The organism is Microbacterium rhizophilum, from assembly GCF_039605615.1.
In the GTDB taxonomy this organism is placed as follows: Bacteria; Actinomycetota; Actinomycetes; order Actinomycetales; family Microbacteriaceae; genus Microbacterium; species Microbacterium rhizophilus.
The window spans coordinates 1-10,317 of sequence record NZ_JBCNUN010000009.1; the positions used below are offsets into that span (position 1 = coordinate 1).

The window sequence follows — 10,317 nt, forward strand, 5'->3', positions numbered from 1 at the left end:
TGTCACCGATGTCCTGATGCAGGAACCGTCACCGATGTCCTGATGCAGTTCCGTCACCGATGTCCTGAGACATCACAAGCGCCGATTCCGCGTGTCCTCGCTGAGAACACGTGTTGTCGGCGGAGAGGTCAGCGGGACGAGTTGGAGGTGCGGCCGCGGACGATGCCCACGAAGGCGTCGACGTCGGGGGTGGTGCGGTCGGCGTGCCAGGCCAGGGCGACGGTCGAGACGGGGGCGCCGCGCAGCGGGCGCGACTCGACGTCGCGGCGGTGATGCAGGCGGGCCAGCGACATCGGCACGACCACGATGCCGACGCCGGCCGCGACCGTGGCGATCGCGTCGGCCGTGGTCTCGGGCGCGTCGAAGCGCGGCGGCTCGGTGCCCGGCAGATCGAGGGGCCCCAGGACGTCGTCGCGCGGCACGATCAGGATCTCGCCGGCCAGGTCATCCGGATCCAGCTCGTCGGCCGCGGTGAGCGCGGAGTCGGACGAGGCGACCACCACGGCGGTCTCGTCGTAGAGGCGGATGACGTGCAGGTCCGCGGCGTCGAGGGGAAGCCGGATCAGCGCGGCGTCGACGTCGCCGGACAGGATCGCGGCGCGCTGGGTCGCGACGTCGAGGGGCACGAGCTCGAGCGTCACGTGGGGCAGTCGCTCGCGCCACCGGTCGATCCACTTGCCCGGCGTCGCGCCGGGGACGGCCCCGAGCCGGAACGCGCGGGGCGCCTCGGGCGCCGACGCCTGCTCGGCGGCGGGACGGGCTCGCCGGGCGGGCGCGGCGCGCTGACTGGCACCGCGCTGGCCGGCCGCACCGCGCGGAGCGGTGGGGCGTCGCCCGGATCGACCCTTCTGCGCCATTCCGCCAGATTACGCGGATCTCCTGGGCAGCCCTGCCCCGGTGCGCGGCACGCGACGGCCAGTAGGGTTGCGCGGAAGGGGCCCAGCCCCTGCTGACAAGGCCTGGAGGATCGCATGGGTGTCACGGATTGGGTGAGGTCGCTGTTCGGGGGCGCGAAGAAGGTCGCGACCGAGGCGAGCGCCAACGTCAGGGAGTTCGTCCCCGAGGCGACCGAGAGGGTCAGGGACTTCGCCGGCGACGCGGCCGAGAAGGCCAAGGAGGTCGCGGCCGACGTGCGGGAGTTCGCGGGCGAGGCCGTCGAGAAGGCCAAGGACGTCACGGCCGACGTCACGGAGAAGGCGAAGGATGTCGCGGGGGACGTGACCGACCGGGTCAAGGACGCACTCGACCGCGACGAGCCGGACGGGGCACCGGCGGCGACGGCCGGGCTGATCGAGCCCATCGAGCCGTTCGAGCCACCCACCCCCGCGGAGCCCGCCGAGCCGGCCGCCGCGGCCGCGGGGACCGACCCCACGGCCCCGGATCCCGCCGACCCCACGGCCCCGGATCCCGCCGAGCCCGGGGCGCCGGTCCCGGCGGAGCCCACGGTGCCGACCCCTGACGAGCCCACGGTCCCCACGCCGGCGGAGCCGACGGTGCCCGTGCCCGCCGAGCCGGGCGTGCCGTCGGAGCCGGAGACCCCCGGCCCCGGGGAGCCGCCCGTGCCCACCGAGCCCGTGGGGCCGGCCGAGCCGGTGCAGCCGGGCGTCCCGACCGAGCCCGGGCAGCCCGTCGCCCCGTCCGCCGACGGCGAGACCGAGCGGTCCGCGACGGCGTGATGCGCTGATCCGGATGAGGCCGCTCCGCCCGGCGGGCGGCCCGTTCCGCGCGCGGCCCCCGTGCGCGCGCGGGTTACGGTTGAACCCGAGTTCCTCCGGCCCGTCCTTCCCGCGACGCGGAAACGACCGGTCGACACCATTGCAAGGAGACCAGTGACCGATCGCGAAGAGATCCCCGACCGGCCCCGCATCTCGGTCGTCACGAACGACGACGGCACCGGGACGGTGACCGTCGACGGGGCGACCCGCGCCGTCAAGGCCCGCGACGCCGCGGGTGCCCGCAAGGCCGTGCTCGCCCTCGTCGTCGAGGTCGCGCAGGAGTACGCCCGCCCGGTGCGCGTCGCGGCGAGCGGCAGCGACGGCGTGCGGATGCTCGTGGTCGCGCCGGACGGATCCGTCGAGGAGGGCGTCGGATCGCCCGCCGAAGCGCCCGCTCCCGTTGCCGTTCCCGAGGCCCCGGGCGCCCCGACGATCCTGCCGGACATCGTCACGAGCGTCCCCAAGTCGGCTCCGGGGGCGGATCCGGAGCCCGCTGCGCCCGCGCAGGCCGCCGCTCCGCTTCCGGCGCCGGCCGCCGCCGCGCCTGCGCCGCGCGCGGAGGCCGAGCCGTCGCTCACCCGCCGCGGCGCGCGCCTGCTGACCGCGCGCGACTTCGCCGAGTCGGCCAAGCCCGTGCTGCCCGTGACCGCGACCGAGGGGTTCCGCGGCGGGATGAACAGGCTCGGGTTCCGGATGAAGCCGGGCAAGGCCGAGCAGGCCAAGCGTGATCGGCGCGAGACCGTGCAGCGCGCGTTCTCCGGCCGCAAGACCATCGCCGTGATCGGCGAGAAGGGCGGCGTCGGCAAGACCACGACGACCTACCTGCTCGGCGCGACGCTCGGTCGCGTCCGCGGCGGCAGCGTGCTCGCGTGGGACAACAACGAGTTCAAGGGCACGCTCGGCATCCGCTCGCTGCCCTCGCCCGACCACGATCACACCGCGATCGACCTGCTCGGTCACGTGCAGTCCGTCGGCACGGGCGAGCTCAGCTCGGCCGACCTGATCGACTTCGTGCGCGCGCAGGGCGAGAACAAGTTCGACGTGCTCGCATCGCAGAGCCTCGACGGCGACAGCGACGTGATCGACGAGGAGGCGTTCGGGCTGCTGCACGAGACGCTCAGCCGCTCGTACCGCGTCATCATCGTCGACACCGGCAACAACTCGAAGGCCGGCACCTGGCAGTCGGCGGTGGCGGAGGCGGATGTCCTCGTGCTCACCACGATCGTCAAGGAGGACAGCGCCCGCACGCTCGCGTCCATGGCCGACACGCTCGTCGCGCACGGCCATGAGGCCAAGCTGCGCAACGCCGTGACGGTGATGAGCCACCCGTCGCCCACGAGCTATCCGGATCTCGAGCGCCGCCTGACGACTCACATGGGCCAGCTCACGCGCCAGGTCGTGTCGGTGCCGTTCGACCCCGCGCTCGATCGCGGCGACGTGATCGACTACGACGCGCTGTCGGATGAGTCGCGCGAGGCCTGGCTCGAGGTCACGGCCGCGGTGGCCGCGGGGCTGCGCTGACCCGAGCCCTGCTGCCACCCGCGGCAGCAGGGGCTCGGCGACCGACCTCTCCCTCGGAGGCGACGCGCGTCAGTACGCGCGCACCTGCGGAGCGGACCGCAGACCGCGCGCGAGCGCCAGCTGCGCCCCGACGTCCGCACGCAGCGAGGCGATGTCGGTCGCGGCGGTGATGAACGTGAAGCCCTGCGCGGCGCGCACGGCCGCCTGGGTGCCGTCGGCGCAGTGCACGCCGGCGATCTTCCCGCGCTCATGCGCGGCGACGGCGATCCGCCCGAGCGTGGCGTCGAGCTCGGGCAGGATCACCTCCTCGAACGGCATCGCCGCGCCCAGCGCGAGCGACAGATCGTATGGGCCGACATAGACGCCGTCGACGCCCTCCACGTCGAGGATCGCGTCGAGCTGCTCCAGCCCGCCGCGCGTCTCGATCATGGCGAGCACGGTGACGCCGGCGTCGGTGTCCGAGGGCGTCGCCCCGAAGTGCGGACCCAGGCGCATCGGGCCGTACGAGCGCCGACCCGCTGAAGTCGGGTAGCGCGCGGCCTCGGCCGCTGCCCTGGCCTCCTCGGCGGTGTCGATCAGCGGCACGATCACGCCGCGCGCGCCCGCGTCGAGGACGCGGCCGATCTCGGCGGCGCTGTTCTCGGAGACGCGTGCGAACGGCATCGACCCGCCCGCGGTGACCGCGATCAACGCGTTCAGCATGCCTTCGTAGCCGAGCAGCCCGTGCTGCCCGTCCACGCACACGTAGTCGAAGCCCGCCCGCGCGATCTGCTCGGTGGCGACGGGCGCATCGAGCGTGACCCAGGCGCCCACACGGGGCGCCTGGGCCTGCCCGGCGAAAGCCTGATCAGACATCGAGATCCTCATTGTGGCGCGCCTTCACGAACGACACCGCGATGAACGACAGCACTGCGCATACGACGACGAAGAGGGCCACTGGGATCCAGCTGCCCGAGAAGGCGGCCAGCAGAGCGGTCGCGATCAGCGGGGCGGGGCCGCCGACGACCGCCGCGCCGATCTGGTAGCCGAGCGAAGCGCCGGTGTACCGGATCTCGGGGGCGAAGTTCTCGGCGAGCACGGTGCCGATGAGCGAGCCGTAGGTGGGCCACACGATCGCGAACGAGATGATGATCGCGGCGCCGGCCAGTGCGATGTTCCCGCTCGAGAGCATCGCGAGGTATGGGAACACGAACACCGCCACCGCGATCGAGCCGCCGAGGAAGACCTTCTTGCGACCGATGCGATCGGACAGGCCGCCGTAGAACAGCATGCCGCCGATGCCGATGATCGAGCCGATCAGCACGAAAGTGAGGATTGCCGTGAAGTCGTAACCGAGGCTCGCGGCGTAGCTGACCGAGAACGTGGCGAAGATGAAGAACGTGCTCGTCTCGACGAACTTGGCGCCGGTCGAGATGAGCACCTCGCGCCAGTAGTCGCGGAATACCGTCGCGATCGGCAGCTTCTGGGTCGAGCCCTCGGCCTTCACCTTGCGGAACGACGGAGTCTCGTCGATCCTGCTGCGGATCCAGAGGCCCACGACGAGCAGCACGCCCGATAGCAGGAACGGAATGCGCCAGCCGAAGGTCTCGAAGGCGGCGGCGGGGAAGATCGCGCGGGCGAGGATGGTGACGATGTTGCCGAGCGCGAGACCCGCGAGCGCGCCGATCTGCGGAACGGCGCCATAGAAGCCGCGGCGGTTCTTCGGCGCGTACTCGACCGCGAGCAGCAAGCCGCCGCCCCACTCGCCACCGAGCGCCAGACCCTGGACCAAGCGCAGCAGCGTGAGCAGGATCGGCGCAGCGACGCCGATCGCGGCATACGTGGGCAGCACACCCATCAGCATCGTGCCGACGCCCATCAGCGTGAGGGTGATGACGAGCGTCTTCTTCCGTCCGATCCGGTCGCCGATGTGACTGAAGATCACGCCGCCTACGGGGCGGATCACGAATGCGAGGGCGAACGACGCGAACGCCAGCAGCGAGCTGACCACCGGATCTTCACTCGGGAAGAAGTGCGCGTTGAAGATGGCGGTCGCCATCGTGCCGTAGAGGAAGTAGTCGTACCACTCGATGGTGGACCCGACGGCGCTGCCCCAGAGGGCTCGGCGGCGGTCTCGAGCCGAGACGACGGGAACGGTGACGGCGGATTCGCCGACGGCTGAGGTCATGCTGATCTCCTTTGAAGAGCGGGTGGTGCCTGGTGAGATGGGTGAGAGGTTCGCCCTGCTCAGGGAACGAGGATCGGTCGGCCGATCGCCGCGCTGCGCAGGTGCTCGATCGCCTCGTTCGCCTCGGCGAGAGGGAACGTTTTGTCCAGCAGCTTGTCCAGCGGGATGCGGCCGGCGCGATACAGCCGCAGGATCTCGGGGAGCTGGAGGGGGGTGTTGGACGACCCGTAGAGCGCGCCGACGACGCGCCGGTCGCCTTGAACGAGCAGGTTGATCGGGATCGACAGCTCGTCGCCGACAGCGCCGAGGCCGACGACGATCTCGGTGCCGCGCGCGCGGAGCGCGTCGAAGCCGGCGCGGATGGTCGAACCGCGGCCGATCGCCTCGAGGACATAGTGCGCGCCGCCGCCGGTGATCTCGACCACGCGCGAGGCGAAGTCCTCCCTCGAGGAGTCGATCGTGTGGGTCGCGCCGAGCTCGCGCGCCTTCTCAAGGCGGGCCGGGACGACATCGGACACGATGATCTGGGCGGCGCCGACGAGCTGCGCGGCGATCACGGCGGACAGGCCGACGCCGCCGGCGCCGATGATCGCGATGCTCTTGCCCGCGGCGTCGGGCATCCGGTTCAGCACCGTGCCCATGCCGGTGATGACGGCGCAGCCGACGATAGCGGCGATCTCGGACGGCACCTCGGGGTCGATCTTCACGAGGGACTCCTGCGACACGACGGCGCGCTCGGCGAAGCACGAGTCGCCCATCAGATGGTGGTAACGGACGCCGTCCTTGCTCAGTCGGGTGCCTCCGCGCAGCAGCTCGTTGGTCTGCCCGTGCACGCGGCCGAGGGCGCACTGGGCGGGGACGCCGGAGAGGCAGTACTCGCACTCGCCGCACCGAGGACGCCACATCAGCACGACCTTGTCGCCGGGCCGGATGGCGGTGACGCCGTCGCCGATTTCCTCCACGATGCCGGCGCCTTCGTGGCCCAGCACGATGGGCGTGCGGGCGGGGAGGCCGCCGGTCAGATAGTGGACGTCGCTGTGGCACACGCCGGTCGCCTCGATCCGCACGAGCACCTCGCCGGGGCCGGGCGCGTCCAGCTCCAGATCCTCGAGCACGAGGGGCGCGTTCGTGTCGTACATGACCATCGCCTTCATGCGGGCCACTCCTTCGCGATTGTGTCCGCGGGCATCCCTGCGCGCGACTGCTGCGGTGTGCCCGACAGCGGGCGACCGCCACAAGCTACGGGTGGACGCCGCGAGCGCTCCAATATCGATCCGCTGAGCGGAACAGTCAGAGGCTGCTGAAGGCGGAGTTGGCGCGGATGCGCCGATTCAGGCCCAGCGCCGCGATCTTCACGGCGGGCGCGAGCTGCGCCATGTCGATCTGACCAGCGGGCCCGGTGACTGAGATCGCGGCGATCGGCGTGCCGTCGGCGCGCAGGATCGGGCACGCGGCGCAGGAGATGCCGGGGTTCGACTCCTCGGTCTCGTATGCGACGCCCTCGTCGCGCACGCGCGCGAGTTGGCGGCGCAACGCGGCAGGGTCGGTGATCGTGCCGGGGCCCAATGACATGAGCTCGCCGGCGAGCGCGCGATCCACGATGTCGGGGCCCGAGTGCGCGAGCACCGCTTTGCCGCCCGCCGTCGCGTAAGCGGGCACGCGGCCGCCGATCCGCGAGCGGATGTCCAGCTGTGCGCTGCGGCCCATCAGGATCTCGACGTAGACCTGGTCGGGAACCTTCAGCACGCTCAGCTGCACGGTTAGGCCCGTGGCCTGGCGCAGGTCCGCCATGGCACTGAGGGCGAGCTGGCGCAACTCCTTCGAACGCTGGGCGAGCTCGCCCAACTCGAACATGCGAATGCCGACGCGCACGCCCTGGTCGGCGCGCTCAAGGAAGTCCTCCGCGACGAGCTCGGATACGATCCGCGACGTGACTGACTTGGCAAGCCCTGCTCGCCGCGCGATGTCGGAGACGCGCAGCACGGGATGCTCGGGGCTGAACGCGCCGAGGACGGCGGATACCCGGGCGATCATGCCCGTCCGACTGTTCCGCTCATCGGATCGCATGGGAGCATCGTACGGCGCCCCGGGGTTTGAATGGGCGCGTCGCGGCATCGCCGTCGTGGCGAAGACATCGAGGAGCATCCGCATGACCGACACCACGTCCGCCGCGATCGTCGTCGAGGACGCGACCGAAGAGGCCGTGCTGGCCGTCGCCGCCGCATCCGAAGCCTGGGCGCGGACGTCCGCCGCCGAACGGGCCCGCGTGATCCACGTGATCGCCGATGCGCTCGACGCCGCGGCCGACGACCTGATCGCGATCGCGGAGGAGGAGAGCCGCCTGCCGCAGCCGCGCCTGACCGGCGAGCTGAAGCGCACCACGTTCCAGCTGCGCCTGTTCGCCGACGTGGCCCAGGAGGGCGCGTACCTCGACGCGCGCATCGACCGTCCGGCTGCCGACTGGCCGATGGGCGCGCCGCGGCCAGACCTGCGACGCATGCTCGTGCCGATCGGCCCCGTGCTCGTGTTCTCGGCCAGCAACTTCCCGTTCGCGTTCTCGGTGGCCGGCGGCGACACCGCCGCCGCGCTCGCGGCGGGCAATGCCGTGCTCGTCAAGGCGCACTCCGGCCACCCCCGCCTGTCCGACGCGACCGCGGCCGAGATCGCCGCCGCCGTCCGTGCGGCCGGCGGACCCGCGGATCTGCTGCGCGTGATCCATGGCACGGACAATGGTGTGGCCGCGCTGCGCCACCCCGCGATCAAGGCCGCGTCCTTCACTGGCTCGATCCCCGGCGGGCGGGCCCTGTTCGACATCGCGAACGGCCGCACTGAGCCGATCCCGTTCTACGGCGAGCTCGGGAGCGTGAACCCGGCGTTCGTGGCGCCGTCCGCATCGCGGCGGCGCGCCGCCGAGATCGCCGAGGGCTACCTCGCCTCGCTCACCGGCAGCCAGGGCCAGCTGTGCACCAAGCCCGGCGTGCTGTTCGTGCCGGAGGGGTCGCCAATCCTCGATGAGTTGAGCGCGAAGCCGGTGCCGGGGCCGGCACCGATGCTCAACGAGCGCATTCAGGCCGGCTTCGTCGACGCGTTGCAGGCGCTGCGCGCGCACAAGGGCGTCGACGTGCTGCGCGACAGCGAGTGGAGCCTCGCCGACCCGCCCGAGATCACCCTGCTGTGCACCACGATCGACGAGGTGCTCGCGGCCCCCGACGCCCTCATCACCGAGGTCTTCGGCCCGGCCGGTCTCGTTGTGACCTACACGGATGCGGCGTCGCTCCCCGGCGTGGCGCGCGCGCTCAACGGGCAGCTCACGGCCACGATCGTGGCGGATGACGGTGCGGAAGACGACGTGGATGTGGCGCGCCGACTCGTGCCGATTCTCACCGAGAAGGCGGGTCGGCTGCTGTGGAACCAGTGGCCGACTGGCGTGTCCGTGACGTATGCGCAGCAACACGGCGGCCCGTACCCCGCGACGACCTCGCCCGGCACCACGGCGGTCGGCACGGCGTCGATCACACGATTCGTCCGCCCGGTCGCGTACCAGAACTTCCCGGACGCTCTGCTGCCCGACCCCCTGCGCGACGCCAATCCGCTCGGCGTGCCTCAGCGAATCGACGGCTGAGCGCAGGAAGCCGACGGAATGTCGCGACAGCGTCCGTGACCGCGGGCCCGGCGCCTCAGCATCTGCCGAGCGGTGGCTCAAGCTGCCAGGTGCAGGGTCCCGCGGGCGTCGGTGACGACCGTGCCACCGTCGGGGATCGTCTCGTCGTCGCCGATCTTGGCGTTCTTGGCGACGCGGGCTCCGACGCCGACGCGCGTGCGGACGCCCACGTGGGCGCGGGCGCCGATCGCGGCCTTCGGGCTGATGTGCGCGTTCGCGTCGATGTAGGCGTCGGGACCGACCACGGCTTCCGACTCGATCCAGGCCCCGCGCGCGATGGTCGCTCCCGCGGCGACCTGCGCCCCGGGCTCGACGTACGCGCCCACCTCGACGCGCGCATCCGGATGCACCTTCGCGCCGTGCGCGACGAGGCCGCGCCCGTTCACGTGCTTGCGGTAGCGCAGCGTCTCGCCGTGATCGTTCTCGATGTCGACGTAGTTCTTGCCCACGATGCCTTTCCGCGGCCCCGGTTGAGGCCGGACACCAACATCAACGGGAGGGCCGCGCGTGATATTCCCGGCCTTGGAGCCATCAGATGTCGCGCGTGTTTCGCTCGGCTATGAGCAGAGTGCATCAGCAAAGGCCCATCCGCTTCTCGTATCGTTGTGGGTGTGACGAACGAGACCGCCGCCCGATCCCTGGTGTTCGACTGGGAGCAGACCCGGCACACCGTGGCCGAGGACGTGCAGGGCATCGTGATCGGCACGTTCGTCGCCGCGCTCGGCCTGTATCTGCTGAAGTCCGCGGGCGCGGTGACCGGCGGCACGGCGGGCCTCGCGCTGCTGCTCGATCAGGCCACCGAGCTGCCGTTCTGGCTCATCTTCGCGCTCGTGAACCTGCCGTTCGCGATCCTGGCGCTGTGGAAGAAGGGCCTGCGGTTCACGATCCTGACGTGCATCTGCATCGCCGGCGTCGCGGGTCTGACCGTCGTGAACGCCGCGCTGCTTCCCGTGACCGGACTGGATCCGATCTACAGCGTCTTCGCCGGCAACCTGCTCGCGGGCGTCGGCCTGCTCATCCTGTTCCGCCACGGCGCGAGCGTCGGCGGCGTGAACATCGTCGCGCTGCTGCTGCAGGAGAAGACGGGCTTCCGCGCTGGCTGGACTCAGATGACGCTCGACGTCCTCGTCGTCCTGAGCTCGCTGTTCGTGCTGCCGTGGCCGACCGTGATCCTGAGCGCGCTCGGCGCGGTGGTGATGAGCGTGGTGCTCGCCATGAACCACCGCGAGGGCCGCTACATCGGGCGCTGACGG

At 71.6% G+C, this 10,317-nt stretch carries 10 protein-coding genes; 4 read left to right on the forward strand and 6 right to left on the reverse strand.

Going from position 1 to position 10,317, the window contains the following annotated elements; all coding sequences use genetic code 11:
* Positions 1–128 precede the first annotated feature (128 nt).
* A complete protein-coding gene (locus AAD528_RS13715) occupies positions 129–857 on the reverse strand; it encodes a LysR substrate-binding domain-containing protein (protein WP_345752647.1) in 729 nt (242 codons plus the stop codon).
* A gap of 114 nt (positions 858–971) precedes the next feature.
* Between AAD528_RS13715 and AAD528_RS13720 the strand changes: the two genes are divergently transcribed.
* Positions 972–1,676, forward strand: a complete 705-nt coding sequence (locus AAD528_RS13720) for a hypothetical protein (protein ID WP_345752648.1) — start codon at positions 972–974, stop codon at positions 1,674–1,676.
* A gap of 153 nt (positions 1,677–1,829) precedes the next feature.
* Positions 1,830–3,236, forward strand: a complete 1,407-nt coding sequence (locus AAD528_RS13725; RefSeq protein ID WP_345752649.1) for a MinD/ParA family ATP-binding protein — start codon at positions 1,830–1,832, stop codon at positions 3,234–3,236.
* 69 nt (positions 3,237–3,305) lie between these two features.
* Here AAD528_RS13725 and AAD528_RS13730 read toward each other — a convergent pair whose 3' ends face one another.
* From AAD528_RS13730 to AAD528_RS13745, 4 genes are all read right to left on the reverse strand, one after another.
* Positions 3,306–4,091 (reverse strand): HpcH/HpaI aldolase family protein, encoded by a 786-nt coding sequence (locus AAD528_RS13730; protein WP_345752650.1) that lies wholly within the window; start codon positions 4,089–4,091, stop codon positions 3,306–3,308.
* Entirely contained in the window at positions 4,084–5,403 is a 1,320-nt protein-coding gene (locus tag AAD528_RS13735; protein ID WP_345752651.1) for an MFS transporter, read from the reverse strand. Before AAD528_RS13735 ends, AAD528_RS13730 begins: the two co-directional genes overlap by 8 nt.
* A gap of 59 nt (positions 5,404–5,462) precedes the next feature.
* Positions 5,463–6,557, reverse strand: coding sequence for a zinc-binding dehydrogenase (locus AAD528_RS13740; RefSeq protein ID WP_345752652.1), 1,095 nt, complete (start codon positions 6,555–6,557; stop codon positions 5,463–5,465).
* A 136-nt stretch (positions 6,558–6,693) separates the two neighbouring features.
* Positions 6,694–7,470, reverse strand: a complete 777-nt coding sequence (locus AAD528_RS13745) for an IclR family transcriptional regulator (RefSeq protein ID WP_345752653.1) — start codon at positions 7,468–7,470, stop codon at positions 6,694–6,696.
* An 82-nt stretch (positions 7,471–7,552) separates the two neighbouring features.
* On the opposite strand from AAD528_RS13745, the gene AAD528_RS13750 reads away from it, so the two are divergent.
* Entirely contained in the window at positions 7,553–9,025 is a 1,473-nt protein-coding gene (locus AAD528_RS13750) for an aldehyde dehydrogenase family protein (protein WP_345752654.1), read from the forward strand.
* A gap of 77 nt (positions 9,026–9,102) precedes the next feature.
* On the opposite strand, the gene AAD528_RS13755 is transcribed toward AAD528_RS13750, so the two are convergent.
* On the reverse strand, positions 9,103–9,513 hold the full coding sequence (locus AAD528_RS13755) for an LbetaH domain-containing protein (protein WP_345752655.1): 411 nt from the start codon (positions 9,511–9,513) through the stop codon (positions 9,103–9,105).
* Between the two features lie 162 nt (positions 9,514–9,675).
* Between AAD528_RS13755 and AAD528_RS13760 the strand changes: the two genes are divergently transcribed.
* Entirely contained in the window at positions 9,676–10,314 is a 639-nt protein-coding gene (locus tag AAD528_RS13760; RefSeq protein ID WP_345752656.1) for a YitT family protein, read from the forward strand.
* Positions 10,315–10,317 lie beyond the last annotated feature (3 nt).